General features: G+C 66.1%; 14 protein-coding genes and 1 tRNA gene. 10 read left to right on the plus strand and 5 right to left on the minus strand.

Annotation, left to right across the window (positions count from 1 at the left end):
- The first annotated feature begins 9 nt into the window (after positions 1-9).
- The 3 genes from V5740_RS03190 (at position 10) to V5740_RS03200 (ending at position 1,908) form a co-directional block, all read left to right on the plus strand.
- Positions 10-393, plus strand: a complete 384-nt coding sequence (locus V5740_RS03190) for a response regulator (RefSeq protein WP_347303644.1) — start codon at positions 10-12, stop codon at positions 391-393.
- A gap of 78 nt (positions 394-471) precedes the next feature.
- Positions 472-546, plus strand: a tRNA-Val gene (locus V5740_RS03195).
- Between the two features lie 138 nt (positions 547-684).
- Complete coding sequence (locus V5740_RS03200; protein WP_347303645.1) at positions 685-1,908, plus strand: NADP-dependent isocitrate dehydrogenase; 1,224 nt, start codon at positions 685-687, stop codon at positions 1,906-1,908.
- Between the two features lie 65 nt (positions 1,909-1,973).
- Here the strand turns inward: V5740_RS03200 and V5740_RS03205 are convergent, their stop codons facing one another.
- Positions 1,974-2,174 carry a hypothetical protein gene (locus tag V5740_RS03205; RefSeq protein ID WP_347303646.1) on the minus strand — a complete coding sequence of 67 codons (201 nt, stop codon included), beginning with the start codon at positions 2,172-2,174 and terminating at the stop codon, positions 1,974-1,976.
- A gap of 114 nt (positions 2,175-2,288) precedes the next feature.
- Between V5740_RS03205 and V5740_RS03210 the strand changes: the two genes are divergently transcribed.
- A complete protein-coding gene (locus V5740_RS03210) occupies positions 2,289-3,968 on the plus strand; it encodes an MFS transporter (protein WP_347303647.1) in 1,680 nt (559 codons plus the stop codon).
- 101 nt (positions 3,969-4,069) lie between these two features.
- Here V5740_RS03210 and V5740_RS03215 read toward each other — a convergent pair whose 3' ends face one another.
- Positions 4,070-4,540: an Hsp20 family protein gene (locus V5740_RS03215; protein ID WP_347303648.1), complete on the minus strand. Its 471-nt coding sequence runs from the start codon at positions 4,538-4,540 to the stop codon at positions 4,070-4,072.
- A 164-nt stretch (positions 4,541-4,704) separates the two neighbouring features.
- Here V5740_RS03215 and grxC point away from each other — a divergent pair, with 164 nt between their 5' ends.
- Genes grxC through V5740_RS03230 form a run of 3 tightly spaced genes read left to right on the plus strand, consistent with a single transcriptional unit; the run spans position 4,705 to position 6,326 of the window.
- Positions 4,705-4,968 (plus strand): glutaredoxin 3, encoded by a 264-nt coding sequence (grxC, locus tag V5740_RS03220; protein WP_347303649.1) that lies wholly within the window; start codon positions 4,705-4,707, stop codon positions 4,966-4,968.
- Between the two features lie 3 nt (positions 4,969-4,971).
- Entirely contained in the window at positions 4,972-5,811 is an 840-nt protein-coding gene (locus V5740_RS03225; protein ID WP_347303650.1) for a carbon-nitrogen hydrolase family protein, read from the plus strand.
- Entirely contained in the window at positions 5,808-6,326 is a 519-nt protein-coding gene (locus V5740_RS03230) for a DUF1178 family protein (protein WP_347303651.1), read from the plus strand. Before V5740_RS03225 ends, V5740_RS03230 begins: the two co-directional genes overlap by 4 nt.
- Positions 6,327-6,343: 17 nt before the next feature.
- Here V5740_RS03230 and V5740_RS03235 read toward each other — a convergent pair whose 3' ends face one another.
- Together V5740_RS03235 and V5740_RS03240 are read right to left on the minus strand one after the other, a co-directional pair.
- Positions 6,344-7,930 (minus strand): tetratricopeptide repeat protein, encoded by a 1,587-nt coding sequence (locus tag V5740_RS03235; protein WP_347303652.1) that lies wholly within the window; start codon positions 7,928-7,930, stop codon positions 6,344-6,346.
- A gap of 120 nt (positions 7,931-8,050) precedes the next feature.
- A complete protein-coding gene (locus V5740_RS03240) occupies positions 8,051-8,914 on the minus strand; it encodes an alpha/beta hydrolase (RefSeq protein ID WP_347303653.1) in 864 nt (287 codons plus the stop codon).
- A gap of 117 nt (positions 8,915-9,031) precedes the next feature.
- Here V5740_RS03240 and V5740_RS03245 point away from each other — a divergent pair, with 117 nt between their 5' ends.
- Genes V5740_RS03245 through V5740_RS03255 form a run of 3 tightly spaced genes read left to right on the plus strand, consistent with a single transcriptional unit; the run spans position 9,032 to position 13,277 of the window.
- Positions 9,032-10,033, plus strand: coding sequence for an SDR family oxidoreductase (locus V5740_RS03245; RefSeq protein ID WP_347303654.1), 1,002 nt, complete (start codon positions 9,032-9,034; stop codon positions 10,031-10,033).
- A gap of 56 nt (positions 10,034-10,089) precedes the next feature.
- Entirely contained in the window at positions 10,090-11,616 is a 1,527-nt protein-coding gene (locus V5740_RS03250; RefSeq protein WP_347304428.1) for an alpha-amylase family glycosyl hydrolase, read from the plus strand.
- The gene (locus tag V5740_RS03255; RefSeq protein WP_347303655.1) at positions 11,613-13,277 is read left to right on the plus strand and encodes an alpha-amylase family protein; all 1,665 of its coding nucleotides are present in this window, start codon (positions 11,613-11,615) and stop codon (positions 13,275-13,277) included. The genes V5740_RS03250 and V5740_RS03255 overlap by 4 nt, the downstream gene beginning before the upstream one ends.
- A gap of 26 nt (positions 13,278-13,303) precedes the next feature.
- Here V5740_RS03255 and V5740_RS03260 read toward each other — a convergent pair whose 3' ends face one another.
- Positions 13,304-15,367 carry a TonB-dependent siderophore receptor gene (locus V5740_RS03260; protein ID WP_347304429.1) on the minus strand — a complete coding sequence of 688 codons (2,064 nt, stop codon included), beginning with the start codon at positions 15,365-15,367 and terminating at the stop codon, positions 13,304-13,306.
- Between the last annotated feature and the right edge of the window lie 53 nt (positions 15,368-15,420).

Raw genomic sequence — 15,420 nt, forward strand, 5'->3', positions numbered from 1 at the left:
CGAACGCCCATGACCATGCGCATCCTGCTGGCGGAGGATGACGCCGCCATGCGGCATTATCTTTCCCGCGCCCTCCAGCACGCGGGCTATGCCGTGGATGCGGTGGACCGCGGGACAGAGGCGGTGCCGCTCCTTCAATCCGGGTCTTACGACCTGTTGCTGTCCGACATCGTCATGCCCGAAATGGACGGCATCGCACTGGCACAGCGCTGTGCGGAAATCAGCCCATTAACCCGCGTCATGTTCATCACCGGCTTTGCCGCAGTCAGCCTGAAGATGCACGACGGCACCGGCCAGCCCGCCCGTATGCTGTCGAAGCCCTTCCACCTGAAGGCGCTGGTGAGCGAGATAGAGCGGCTGTTTATGGAAGATGCGTCGACACTGTCCCATTGAGCTCTTGCCAATGGGTGCAGCCGGCGCTAATTCGCCCGCCTGCCCGGCGGCATGCTGCCGGTGCGGCCACGATGGTGCGGGCGTATAGCTCAGTGGTAGAGCACTATGTTGACATCGTAGGGGTCGCAAGTTCAATCCTTGCTACGCCCACCATCGGCCGAAAGCCCCCGTCGATCCGGTCCTGGATTGCGGGGGTTTTTCCTTTCTGGGCCTGTCCGCCCATCCTTGCCTTGCGCCACGCCCCTTCGTAAAGCGCGCGGGAACGCAACCGCAGCAGACAGGATGGCCCGCATGGCGAAGATCAAGGTCGCAACCCCCGTCGTCGAGATCGACGGCGATGAAATGACGCGCATCATCTGGCAGTGGATCCGCGAGCGGCTGATCCTGCCTTATCTCGACATCGACCTGAAGTATTACGATCTCGGGATGGAGAAGCGCGACGAGACGCGCGACCAGATCACCATCGATTCCGCCAACGCCATCAAGGAATACGGCGTGGGCGTGAAGTGTGCCACCATCACGCCGGACGAGGCGCGGGTGGAGGAGTTCAACCTTCACGAGATGTATCGTTCCCCCAACGGCACGATCCGCAACATCCTGGGCGGCACGATCTTCCGCGAACCCATCGTGATCCAGAACGTGCCGCGCCTGATCCCGGGCTGGACCGATCCCATCGTGGTCGGCCGTCACGCCTTCGGAGACCAGTACCGCGCCACCGACTTCAAGGTGCCGAGCGCGGGCACGCTGCGCCTGGTGTTCGAAGGCGAGGACGGTCAGGTCATCGACCGCGAGGTCTACCAGTTCAAGGCGCCGGGCGTCGCGCTGGCGATGTACAACCTGGATGAATCCATCCGCGACTTCGCCCGTGCCAGCTTCAATTACGGCCTGAACCGCGGCTGGCCGGTGTACCTGTCGACCAAGAACACCATTCTGAAGGCGTATGATGGCCGCTTCAAGGACCTGTTCCAGGAAGTGTTCGATAGCGAAGGCTTTGCGGCGAAGTTCAAGGAAGCGGGCATCGTCTACGAGCACCGCCTGATTGACGACATGGTTGCCTCCGCGCTCAAGTGGAACGGTAAGTTCGTGTGGGCGTGCAAGAACTATGACGGCGATGTGCAGTCCGACCAGGTCGCGCAGGGCTTCGGCTCGCTGGGCCTGATGACCAGCGTGCTGATGACGCCCGACGGCAAGACCGTAGAGGCTGAGGCCGCGCACGGCACCGTGACCCGCCACTTCCGCCAGCACGAGCAGGGCAAGGCGACCAGCACCAACCCGATCGCCAGCATCTTCGCCTGGACGCGCGGCCTGATCTATCGCGGCCGGTTCGACAACACGCCCGACGTGGTTCGTTTCGCCGAGACGCTGGAACGCGTGTGCATCGAGACCGTGGAAAGCGGCAAGATGACCAAGGATCTGGCACTGCTGATCGGTCCGCAGCAGGCGTGGATGACCACGGAGCAGTTCTTCGAAGCGATCGTCGAAGGGCTGGAGAAGGAAATGGCTGGCTGGGCCTGAGCCAGCCTGCCTACTGGTACCATGTGCAGGGGACACGCCGCGATGGCGTGTCCCCTGTGATGTTCTTACGCCTGCTTGCGTTCGCGCGGATGCGGCAGGCGTTCTTCCGCCTGTTCGGCTCCGTCATACTCGCGCCAGCCTTCCGCTGCGCGGATCAGCTCGCTGCCGCAGCGTTCGCATCGCGTCCGGTAATCGACACTGTCGTGCCATACGCGGTGGCGGTTGATCTGATGCCCCATCGTGGAGCAGACAAGCTTCGCGAACATGAGCCTACCTTCCGAAGCATATCACAGCATGGTTAACGGGCTTTGTCCGGTACCATACAGTGTCGTAGGTGCGAAGGGCGGATATCTGGCAATGGAGAGAGTGAGGGCCAGCGTATGAAACGCCAGACCGGATCATGGCTGCAGCTGGTGCGGGCACTTGGGCAGCGCAAGACCGGCTTCATGGCGCTGTTCGGCTTCGCGTCCGGCCTGCCGTTCGCTCTGTTCTTGGGCACTCTGTACGCCTGGCTCAGCGAGGCCGGTGTCGATCTGGAAACCATGGGCGTGTTCTCGCTCATCGGCCTTGCCTACGCCTTCCAGTTCCTGTGGTCCCCGGTGCTCGACCGCGTGAACATCCCAGGTCTCAGACGGCTGGGCAAGCGCAAGCAGTGGATCGTGCCGGCGCAGGTGCTGCTGGGGGCGATCCTAGTGCTGATGGCAGGCCTCGACCCCGCCGCGGCGCTGGGCTGGTTTTCCCTGCTGGCGGCCATAGGCGCCTTTGCCAGCGCGACGCAGGACATCGCCATCAATGCCTGGCGGATCGACATCGCGGATGAGGACGCGAGTATCGAGGTCCTTTCGACCGTGTACCAGATGGGCTTCCGGCTTGCCTCGCTGGTGGGCGGGGCGCTTGGTCTCATCATCGCTGCCCGGATCGGCTGGCCGCAGACCTATTTGACGATGGGCGCCATCCTCCTTGCCATCGGCGTCGCCGGCCTGTTCGCGCCTGATGCGGATGGCAGCCGGACAATCGATCAGGCAGGCGCAGCCATGCGGGAGGTGGGGCAACTCGTCCCCCGCGTCCGGAACCTCGCGCTCGCTGCGGTCGGATTGCTGTGGGTGTGGGCGCTTGGCACCGTGGGGTGGTTCATGATCCGGTCCATGACCGCCATTCCGGAGAACCGGCCCGACCCGACCGCCTTTACCGCCACGTTTGGTCCGCTGATTGTAGTGGCCACAATCGTGCTGCCGGCGCTTATCGCGGCATGGCTGGTCCGCCTGCAGCGGAACCCGCGATTTGTCGTGCAGGCCGGTGCGGAAGAGATCGGCGGCAATGCCGCGGCGGACCATCTCTACCGCGCGCTGCTGGTGCCGCTGGTGGAGTTCGTCGGACGGATGGGCTGGTCACTGGTGCTGATCCTGGCCCTGGTGTTGACCTACCGCATCTGCGACGCGATCTGGGGCACCTTCGCCTACCCGTTTTACCTGGGAGAGCTGCAGTACACCAATGACGAGGTGGCGGTCGCGTCCAAGTTCTTCGGGGTCGGGGCGATCGTGCTGGGTCTGGCGCTGGGGGGCTGGCTGCTGACGGTGCTGGGCCGGATGCCGACACTGACGCTGGGCGCAGTGCTGGCGGCGGCGACGAACCTGCTTTACGCTGACTTGGCGGCGGGCGGTGCGCGCATGCAGGCGGTCAGCAATGCGACGGGCTTCACTTGGGCGGTGTTGCAGTTCCCCGGCGGCAGCGAGCGGCTGGCGCGGTTGATGATCACCATCGGCATGGAGAACCTAGCCGTCGGGATCGCCGGCGCGGCTTACGTTGCGTGGCTGTCGTCGATCGTCGCCAAGGGATACAGCGCGGTGCAATACGCGTTGCTAGCGTCGCTGACGCTGCTGGTCGGAACCCTGGGGCGCGGTGCGCTGGGCCAGATGATTGAGCAGCGCGGCTATTACGAGGTGTTCGTGTTCGTCACCTGGATCGGCGGGATCGCGGTGGTGCTGTGCCTGCTGGAATGGGCACGAGAGGCACGGGCAGGGCGGCGGTCGGGCGTCGTCGCGCCGGAGACTTCCGCCTAAGTTGACACTAAGTTGACACCTGAAATGGGCCTGATGCCGTCAGGAAAGCGGATCAGGGAAAAGGGGCGGCACCTGCACGGCGCCGCCCCGGTCAGTACGTGTCAGGCAGCGTCAGCCTGCCCCTTGTCGTCCTGCACGACTTCCAGCCGAGGCTCCGCACCGATGCGGATCTTCTTGGGCTTCATGGCTTCAGGCACTTCGCGGATCAGGTCGATCACCAGCAGCCCGTTGGCGAGCTCCGCATGTTCGACCCGCACGAAGTCGGCGAGTTCAAAGCGGCGCTCGAACCCGCGATTGGCGATGCCGACATGCAGCATCTGGCCATCGGCCTGCTCGTCACGCTTGCGGCCTTGGACCACCAGCAGGTTCTGCTGCGCGGTGATATCGAGGTCGCCGTCACGGAAGCCGGCCACCGCGAGGGTGATGCGATACGCATCTTCGGTACGACGTTCGATGTTGAAGGGCGGAAAATTGTCGCCACCAGCACCGCGCGCTTGGTTTTCCAGCAGGTCAAACAGCCGGTCAAAGCCGACGGTGGAACGACGATAGGGGGTGAAATCGAGACGGTTCATCTGAACAAATCCTCCATTGAGCAATTTGACATGTGCGGGCCTGCCCCTGGCAGCACCCGTTGCCCCCGGCGCCCGATTGCGGCACGCTGGGTGGCGAGTGGAAAATATGGCCTGTCGCGGCCGGTTCAAGAGGCATCGCGGCGGGAGAAAACGGAAGGTGTCGCATGACGGAGCCGACGGTCGAAATCTATACCAAGGCCTTCTGCGGGTACTGCCACCGGGCCAAGCGCCTGCTGGACAGCAAGGGCGTTGCATTCACCGAATATGACATCACCATGGGCGGGCCGAAGCGGACGGAGATGGTGGAACGGGCGCCCGGCGCATCGACGGTGCCGCAGATCTTCATCGGCGGCAAGGCGATCGGCGGATCCGACGATCTGGCCCGGCTGGAGCGTGAGGGCGAGCTGGACGCCCTGCTGGGCCGTTAGCCGGTGACGCGCGTCGCGCTGTTGCAGATGACATCCGGCATCGATCCGGAAGCGAACGCCACGATCATCGAGGATGCGCTGGCGCAAGCACGGGCGGGTGGCGCGGCGATGCTGTTCACGCCCGAGATGTCGCTGCTGATTGATCGCGACCGGATGCGCGGACGCGCGCAGATCGCAACGCAGGGAGCCGACCCGCAGCTTGCCCGCCTTTCGGCGGCGGCCGCGCGGGAAGGGGTGTGGCTGGCGTTGGGCTCCATGGCGGTCGTGGCCGAAGGCGCGGGGGCAGAGGGCAAGTTTGCCAACCGGTCTCTGCTGATCGATGCCGCCGGCCGCATCGTGGCGCATTACGACAAGATGCACATGTTCGACGTAACGCTCGAAACCGGGGGGAAATGGCGCGAATCCGCCGCTTACCAGCCGGGCGAGGCTGCCGTCAGTGTGGCGGATACCCCGATCGGGCGGTTGGGATTGACGGTCTGCTACGACATCCGTTTTCCCGCATTGTTCGACGTACTGGGCCGGGCCGAATGCGATGTCATCGCCACCCCGGCAGCCTTCACCGTACCGACCGGGCAGGCGCATTGGCATCTGCTGCAACGCGCCCGTGCGGTGGAGGCGAGCGCTTGGGTGATCGCCGCGGCGCAGGTGGGCCACCATGCGGATGGCCGCACCACCTACGGCCATTCGCTCGTGGTCGATCCCTGGGGTGACATCGTGCTCGACATGGGTGGGGATGCACCGGGGCTCGGTTTCGCGGAGATCGATGCGGAGCGCACGCGGGCGGTGAGGGCGCAATTGCCGAGCCTTGCCAACCGCCGGCCGGTGGCTACATCGCCTGCATGATCGTCTATGACCTGCAATGCGACGGACAGCACCGCTTCGAAGGCTGGTTCGGCTCCTCCGCCGATTTCGACAGCCAGCAGGGGCGTGGGCTGGTCACATGCCCGCATTGCGGTTCGGCAAAGGTGAACCGGGCGCCGATGGCTCCGGCCGTAGGGCGCAAGGGCAACCAGATGGTCGAGCGTCCGGCAGGTGCCGCCCGCCGGTCCGACCCGGCGCCGCCCGCCGCCGGCGTGCCGAGCGCCACTCCGGCTCCGGCAATGGCGCGCGGGCCGGTGCCCGCCGAAGTCGCGCAGGCGATCGAGGCGCTGGCCAAGGCGCAGGCAAAAGCCCTGTCGCAATCCACCTGGGTCGGCCGTGGCTTCGCCGAGCAGTCGCGCGCGATGCATTATGGTGAACGCGATGCCGCCCCGATCCATGGGCAGGCCAGTGCGGAAGAGGCACGCGGCCTGCTGGAAGAAGGCATCGCGGTCGTGCCGTTGCCCTTTCCCGTCAGCCCGCCGGACGAATTGAACTGAACGTCGCGGGCGCGAAATCAGCTGTCGACCGCCCTGGCTGACAGGGCGCGGCGTTCCTCCGGACTGAGCTGTGCCTCCAGTGCAGAGAGCATCATGGACGCGCGTTCGTGCCGGGCGGCGGTGGCGCGTGTCAGCCAGTGCCATGCCGCGACTTTGTCTGTCGGGCCGCCTTCGCCCTTCGATGCCATGACGGCGAAGTTCGCCATTCCATCCGCATCCCCGCGTTCGGCCGCGTGCCTGAACCATTCACGCGCAGCGGCAAGATCCTGCGGCAGGCCATCGCCATCATAGAACATGGTGCCGAGCGACGTCATGGCGCCGGAGTGACCCAGCAGGGCCGCCTGCTTGTAGAAGCCGAGAGCGGTATCCAGATTGCGGGGGACACCTTCGCCCCGATCGAACGCGATGGCGAGGGCGAACAGCGCACCGGGATGTCCGGCATTCGCCGCTTCCCGGTACCACCCCAATGCCTCCTCCAGATCTTGTGGCACCCCCTCGTCGCCGAACTCCAGCAGCTGCGCGAGCGAGTATTGCGCGGAGGGCAGGCCGAAACGGGCGGCTTGTCGATAATAGCGGACGGCACGGCGGACGTTGCGCCTGGTGCCGACCCCTTCGAACGACATGTCGCCCATGATTTGCGCGGCGGCGAGATGGCCGACATCCAGCGCGCGATCGTACCAGCGGCGCGCCTCCTCCATGTCTGGCGCGACGCCGCCGATGCCATGGCGGTACACATTGCCGAGGATGACCGCCGCCTCCCCCACCGCAGTGTTGCGTTCCGGCTGTTCCGGGTCGAACACGGGCAGGTCCTGCTGCGGGTTGAAGCGGGAGGTCGCGGCCTTCTTCAGCCACTTGATGCCGTCTTCCCGGTTGGCCCATGCGCCCGGCGCCAGCAGGTTGAGCTTGCCGATGAACAGCGCCGCTTCCACCCCGCCCGAATTGCTGGAGAGGCGCCGGCTGGCCCGGCGGAACCAGTCCAGCGATTCCTCATACCGATGCTGGTCGAACAGCCAGAACGCGGTCGGCAGCGTCCGGTCGTTGCGTACCATCCGGGCCGGATTGAAGCCGGGGACGAACGATGCGGGCCGGCCGCCGAAATCCTGCCAGTCGGCGGAGAACGGCCAGTTTCCCCGCAAGTTCGGGTCCGCCCCGCCCGGCTGGTATGCCGCCTGGCACAGGGCGATCGCCTGATCCCGGCTGTTGATGGAATTACCGAAGGGATCAGCCGCCGCATCGTCCGGCTCGATGCTGACCAGTGCCGGGTCGAGATCGGCGCGCGCCTGGCCGAACCGGGTTTCGCCGAGTTCCGGCACCGGCGATCCCGGCGGGCTGAGCGGCGCTGCATTCCAGTCCGGGTTGCGCGGCATGCGGGTGGGGGCGAGCAGCGGCACCGTGCCCATCCCCATCTGCGACAGGGCGATCTGCACCGCGGCGAAGTGACCGTCGCGGGCCAGTGCCTCGCACTTGGCGTATCGCGGCGCCTCCGCCTCGGGCCGGCGCTGTCCCGTCACCTCGATGTCGCGTCCGGCCTGGGGTGGAGAGCTGGGCGCGGCCTCTTGCGCCTGCAGCGGCGCAGTGATGGCGCAGGTGGCCACAGCCACCATACCGGCACATCGCCTTGCGAACCGAACCATCGCCATGCCTCGTCTCCCGCGCGCCGGCTTGCATCCGGTCGCTGGCGGGAGAGTAGCATCCTAATTGCGCACGGGAAGAAGTGTCCGCCTTTATGTCAGGAAGCGGACCTGACGCAGCCATGCCTCGCACAGCCGTGGCCAGATCGCCACCGGCAGGTCTTGCGTGTCGAGCGCGAAGCCATGGGGTGCATCGCCGAAGACATGCAGTTCGGCGCTGACGCCGGCCCTTTCCCACGCGGCATGCAAGCGGCGGGCGTTCTCCACTGGAACGACCGGATCGTTGCCCGCATAGGTGATGAAGCATGGCGGCGGGTCGGCGCGCAGCTGCAGGTCGGGCTGCAGCCGGTCATACATCGCCTGCTTTTCCACCGGCGGCAGCGGCGGCTTGTCGGGGATGATCGTGCGGCCGGCCGCGTTGGTGGAGATCGGCGCATAGCCGACGACCAGCACGTCCGGCCGGGTCTGCTGCCCTGCCAAGGTGGAGGGCGGCTCGTCCCATTCGGCCGGGTATTCCGCCGCGAGGCAGGCGGCGAGATGCCCGCCGGATGACAGACCGACCACGCCGACGCCCGCGCCCGCATCGCCCGAGGCACGGATCAGCCGCATCGCCTGCCGGGCATCGTCCAGCGGAGCCGCGGGACCGTTCGCGGCATTGGGGAAGCGATGGATCAGGACATAGGCCTGATAGCCGAGGCCGGTCAGCCATCGAGCCACCTGCACCCCTTCGCGCCCTGCCATCAGTGCGGTGTAGCCACCTCCGCCGAGCACCAGCATGGCGCGCCCGCCGGGCTGCGGCGGGTCGAACCGCAGCAGCACCGGGCGCTCCACCGCGGTGACGACTGCCTTGTCCGCGGTGCCGGCCGGGTCCTTCAGGGTGACGGCGCCTTCTGACCCTTCGTCGCCCCACAACGGCCACACCGCGTCCGCGCCCAGCATCGCCTGATCGGTCATCATCGTCCTTCCATGTCAGCGGACCGGCCGATAGCACCGGATCGGCGATGGCCAAACACCGCGAGGGGAACATGCCTGCGGCAGGTCTGTTGGCTTGCCATGGCATCGGGAAGGGTACGCATGGTAGCAGGCAAGCGCGAGATCGTGGTGGTGACCGGGGCATCGGCGGGTGTCGGCCGGGCGGTGGTGCGGCGCTTCGCCCAGGATGGTGCGCGCATTGCGCTGATCGCACGCGGCATCGACGGGCTGGAGGCAGCGGCGAGGGAAGTGGAGGAAGCCGGCGGCGAGGCGCTGGTCCTGCCGCTGGACGTTGCCGATGCCGCCGCGATCGAGGAGGCCGCGACCCTGGTGGAGGAACACTGGGGTCCGATCGACATCTGGATCAACAGCGCCTTCGCCGGGGTGCTTGGTCGCTTCGTCGATATGGACCTGGCCGATTACCGCCGCGTGACCGACGTCACCTATCACGGGCAGGTCTACGGAACGATGGCCGCGCTGAAGCGGATGCGGCCACGCGGCACAGGCACAATCGTGCTGGTCGGCTCCGCACTCGCCTATCGTGGGATCCCGTTGCAGAGCGCGTATTGCGGGGCGAAGCATGCCATTCAGGGATTTCTGGATTCGCTGCGTTCCGAACTTATCCATGAAGGCAGCGGCGTGCATGTCTCGATGGTGCAGCTGCCGGGCGTCAACACGCCGCAATTCGACTGGATCCGCACAGACCTGCCGATGAAGCCGCAGGCGGCGAGCCCGCCCTATCAGCCCGAACTGGCCGCCGATGCGATCCACTGGGCGGCGCATCACCGGCGCAAGGAGGTGGTGGTCGGCTTCCCCGCAATGCAAGCGATCTGGGGCGACCGCTTCGCCTCCCCTCTCCTGGACCGCTATCTCGCGTGGACCGGGGTGTCGGGCCAGCAGAGCGAGGAGGAGGTCGAGGCGGGCCGGCGCGACAATTTGTACGAGCCGGTGCCGGGCGATCACGGCGCGCATGGCCGCTTCGACGCCATCGCCCGCCGCCGCAGCGCGCAATGGTGGCTGAGCAAGCATCGCGCTGCGGTGGGGCTGGGCGTCGCGGCGCTGGGTGCCGCCGGTGCGGTGCTGGCCGGGCTGCGCCGGCGGTGAGTGGCGCGCAATGGTGGCACGACGCGGCGATCTACCAGATCTATCCGCGATCCTTCATGGACAGCGATGGTGACGGGATCGGCGATCTCGACGGTATCCGGCAGCGGCTGGACCATCTGGTTGAGCTGGGCGTCGGCGCGCTGTGGCTGTCGCCGATCTTTGCCAGCCCGATGGCGGATTTCGGATATGACGTGGCAGATTATTGCGCGATCGACCCGCTGTTCGGCGACATGGCGGCTTTCGATGCGCTGCTGACGGAGGCGCATGGGCGCGGGTTGAAGCTGTTGCTCGACTTCGTGCCCAACCATTCCAGCGACCAGCATCCGTGGTTTGCGGAGAGCCGGTCCAGCCGCGACAATCCGCGGCGTGACTGGTACATCTGGCACGACCCCGCGCCCGATGGCGGTCCGCCGAACAACTGGCAGAGCAATTTCGGGGGCAGTGCCTGGACGTTGGACGAGGCGACCGGGCAGTATTACCATCACGCCTTCCTTGCCGCGCAGCCGGACCTCAACTGGCGCAATCCCGCTGTACGCGCGGCCATGGCGGACACGTTGCGCTTCTGGCTGGACAAGGGCGTGGACGGTTTCCGCGTCGACGTGATCTGGCACCTGATCAAGGATGCCGGCCTGCGGGACAATCCGCCCAATCCGGGCTACGCGCCCGGGCAGCCCGACATCCAGCGATATCTCCAGCTCCATTCCGCCGACCAGCCGGAAGTGCACGAGGTGATCGCCGAGTTGCGCGGCGTGATTGAGGAATATGACGGCCGCCTGCTGATCGGCGAGATCTACCTGCCGCTCGAACGGCTGATGACCTATTACGGGCAAGACAATGCCGGGGTGCACCTGCCGTTCAACTTTCAGCTGATCCAGGCGCCGTGGCATGCCGGCGGCATCGCGGCGCTGATCGACGAGTACGAGGCTGCGCTGCCGCCCGGCGGCTGGCCCAACTGGGTGCTGAGCAATCACGACCAGCCGCGTATCGCCGCTCGGGTGGGAGAGGCGCAGGCTCGGATCGCGGCCATGCTGCTGCTTACGCTGCGCGGGACGCCGACGCTGTATTACGGTGACGAGATCGGGATTGCCGACGTTACCATCCTGCCCGATCAGGCGCAGGATCCCGCCGCGATCAACGAGCCGGGCGCCAGCTTCAATCGGGATCGGGCCCGATCGCCGATGCAATGGTCGCCCGATCCGGGTGGCGGCTTCAGCAACGGAGAGCCGTGGCTGCCGCTCACCACCGACTGGCAGACGCGCAATGTGGCGAGCCAGGCGGATGAGGATGCATCCATGCTGGCGCTGCACCGCGCATTGCTGCGCCTGCGCCAGGCCGAACCGACGCTGCGCAGTGGCGATTACCGCCGGGTCGATGCAGGCGAGGGCTTGCTGGCATACCGGCGCGGCCCGACGATCGCCGTTGTGCTGAATCTTTCGTCAGAGGCGAGGGCCCTGACGCTACCGACCGGATGGCAGGACGCTGACATCTTGCTGACGGCCAGCGGTGCCGATCTCGCCCGCGTCCCTGACATGCTGCCCGGCGATGAAGGTCTGGTGCTGCGCCTGCCGGAGATGGCGGCATGATCCCCGACCTGTGGTACAAGACCGCCATCATCTACAGCCTGCCGTTGGACACTTTCCTGGACACGGATGGTGACGGCGTCGGCGACTTCCGCGGCGCGATGCGGCGGCTGGACTATCTGCATGGCCTGGGGGTCACCGCAGTCTGGCTGGCGCCGTTCCAGCCTTCGCCGCGCAAGGATCACGGTTACGACATCGCCGATTACTACGGTGTCGATCCCCGCTACGGCTCACCCGGGGACTTCGTCGAGTTCGTCAATGCCTGCCGCCAACGGGGCATGCGGGTGATGATGGACCTGGTCGTCAACCATTGTTCGGATCAGCATCCATGGTTCCAGGCCGCGATCGCTGATCCCAAGAGCCGCTATCGCGATTTCTTCATCTGGGCGGACAAGAAGCCGGCGGACGCCGACGAGGGCGTGGTGTTCCCCGGCGTGCAGGAATCCACGTGGACTTATAGTCGGCAGGCGAAAGCATGGTATTTCCACCGGTTCTTCAAGTTCCAGCCGGACCTCAACATCGCGAACCCTGACGTGCAGGCGGAGGTGTTGAAGATCGTCGGATACTGGCTGGAACTGGGCGTGTCGGGATTCCGCATGGATGCGGTGCCGTTCATGATCGCGCAGGACGGGATCAACACGGCCGATCCCCAACCAGCCTACGGCCTGTTGCGCGACATCCGCGCCATGGCGCAATGGCGCAAAGGGGATGCCGTGCTGCTGGCGGAGGCTAACATCCCCCCGGCGGAGGCGTTGCGCTACTTTGGGGAAGACGGCGACCGTCTGCACATGGTCTTCAACTTTCCCGTCAACCAGGCGCTGTTCCATGCGCTGGCGACGGGCGACGGCACGTTGTTGAAGCAGGCGCTGGCGGACAGCCACGGTCTGCCGGAGACCGGCCAATGGGCGAATTTCCTGCGCAACCATGACGAACTGGATCTGGGGCGGCTGACGGACGAGCAGCGCCAGCAGGTGTTCGACGTGTTCGGGCCGGAGCCGGAGATGCAATTGTACGGGCGCGGCATCCGCCGGCGGCTCGCACCCATGCTGGGCGGCGATGCGGCGTGGCTGCACCTTGCCTACAGCCTGATGCTGACACTGCCGGGCACGCCCGTGCTGCGCTACGGTGACGAGATCGGCATGGGGGATGACCTCGCGCTGCCGGAACGTGACGCCGCACGTACGCCGATGCAGTGGTCCGCCGGGCCGCAGGGTGGGTTCACCGCCAGCGATGATCCGGTCCGGCCAATCATCGCAGAGGGACCGTATGGCTTTTCTGAGATCAATGTGGCGCAGCAGCGCAGCGAGCCGGGATCGTTGCTGAACTGGACCGAGCGGGCCATCCGCCTGCGCCAGCAATTGCCGGAGATAGGCCGCGGCAGCTGGCAGGTGCTGGACACGCCGCCATCCGTCCTGGCGATCCGTTATGAATGGGATGGCGAGGTCTCCGTCTTCATCCACAATCTGGTTCGCGCGGCCTGCGAATGCACGCTGACGTTGACCGTGCCGGAAGGTGGGCGCGCGCTGATCTGTCTGCAAACCAACGAAGGATGCCGCGCCGACACGGAGGGAAAGGTGAAGGTCGTGCTGGAGCCGCTGGGCTATCGCTGGTTCCGGTTCGGCGGTCTGGACGAACTGGTCGATTACCCCGGGGAACGGCACTGATCGGCGGCTCCCCTGGTCAGCCCCCGCTACATGGTTGCGCGCAGCCCGACGGTGACGGTCCGCGGGGTGCCTGGTTGAACCCATAGGGGATGGTAGCTGTTGGCGTACCAGCGCTCGTCGAACAGGTTCTGCGCGGTGCCGAACAGCTCCAGTCCCTTGGTCAGCTCGATCTCGCCGAACAACCGCACCAGCGTGTGCGCGGGGAGGGTGAAGGCGGTTCCGGTCTCGCCCGAGCGACTGCCGACATGCTGGATGCCTGCGCCCAATTGAGCGTTGCGCCCGCTGAAGGTGAAGCGCTTCGATAGTTGTACGTTGCCATTGTGACGCGGGATGTTGATCAGCGGATCGCCCGGCCGGACCTGGAACGAGAAGTTGGGGTCGAGCACGCTCGATCGCGCCTCGGCATCAATATAGGCGTAGCTCACCAGCACTTCGACTGCGCCGGGCAGCTTGCCGGCAAGGTCCAGTTCGATCCCGCGGCTACGCGCGGCGCCGATCGCGACGGAGAAGCCGGGATTGTTCGTGTCGCTCGCCAGCACGTTCGACTTGTCGAGCTGGAAGGCGGACAAGGTGCCTGTCAGCCGCCCGCCGAACAGGGCCAGCTTGGCGCCAACCTCCTTGCTCTCGCTGGTCTCCGGTTCGAAGATAAGACCGGTCACGTCGGTGCCGATATTGGCCCGGAATCCCTCGCCATAAGCGGCGTAGAGTGTGACCGGAGCGGACATTTCAAAGACGACACCCGCCTGCGGGCTGAACCGGCCGCGATCGCTGTGGCTCGTTACTCCGGTGATACGATTGTCGGTGCGCAGGGCAAAGTCGTCATATCGTCCTCCGACCCGCACCTGCAGCCGATTAGTCAGGCTGATCTGGTCCTGGACGAAGATGCCGGTGGAACGCTGCGTATCGAGCCGGTTGTTCAGTAGTCCAGGAGCAGGCAACGGCAAGCGGCCATATTCGGGATCGAGGATGTCGATGACGAACCCGGCCCCGTCGCTCGTCTGCGTAGCGATGGCGGGGGGCCGGAAGCGGAAGAACAGCTGGTCATTGTCGAACCGGTCGTGATCGGCACCGACCAGCACCCGGTGAGTCAGTCCGGCGGTGTCGAACTCGCCCGAAAGCTCCGCCCGGATCACCCATTGGCGTGAATCGTAGCGACGGGAGCGACGCTGGCGGGATAGCGACCGACCGTCGACATAGACCCGCTGGCGCGAGGGAACGAGCTCCGCGTCGGAGGAGAATCCGGTCAGCAGCGTGTCCCGCAGCGAAGCCCCGACCAGCAGGCTCCAGCGATCGGAAAATTCGTGCTGCAGGCGCAATTGGTGGCCGTTGGCTCGCGCAGCCGTGTCGCCATCGCCCGGCTCACCCAGGAAGCGCTCGCGCGGAACGCTGGTGAAGTCGCCGTCCAGGACGAGGATGCCGCGATCGAACGGTGCCGCGACCCTGGTCCATTCCAGATCGTAGGTCAGCCGTGTGGCGCGACCGAGCGCCAGACCGACCGATGGCAGCAGGCCGCGCCTGTTCTGTTCGACCGTGTCGCGGAAACTGCCGCCGTCTTCGGCATAGCCGACGAGGCGCACCGCCAGTCCATCGGTGACCAACAGGTTTGCGTCGATGTCACCCCGGATCGTATCGAAGCTGCCCAATTGCAGCGCGGCGTTGCCGAAGCTGCCGCCGAGGTCCGCCTGCTTGGTGATGAGGTTCACGGTGCCGCCCGGCTCCCCACGGCCGAGGAGAGCAGCGGCGGGCCCTTTCAGCACCTCGATCCGCTCGATCCCAGCGACATCGCGTTGTCCGCCGAAGCCGCGCCCGCCATTGAAGCCGTTGACGAGGTAGCCGGTCGGCAGGTTCTCGTCCCCGGCGAAGCCCCGGACCGCGAAGGCATCCCACAATCCGCCAAGCGTATTCTGGCGGGAGATGGAAGCATTGAGGTCCAACGCGTCGGTCAGGCGGACGATGGCGTTCTGCTGCAAGGTCTCGCCATCAATCCCGGTGATCGCCTGCGGTATCTCCGACAGGGCGAAGTCGCCGCGATAGGGTTGGCGTACACCGGTGACGAGGATGTCGGCCCCGCTTGCCTGCTCCTGCGCCATCGCGGTCCATGGCAACACCGCTGCCACGATGCCGCAGCACCCGATGATCCGTG

This window comes from Croceibacterium sp. TMG7-5b_MA50, assembly GCF_039830145.1.
Taxonomy (GTDB): Bacteria; Pseudomonadota; Alphaproteobacteria; order Sphingomonadales; family Sphingomonadaceae; genus Croceibacterium.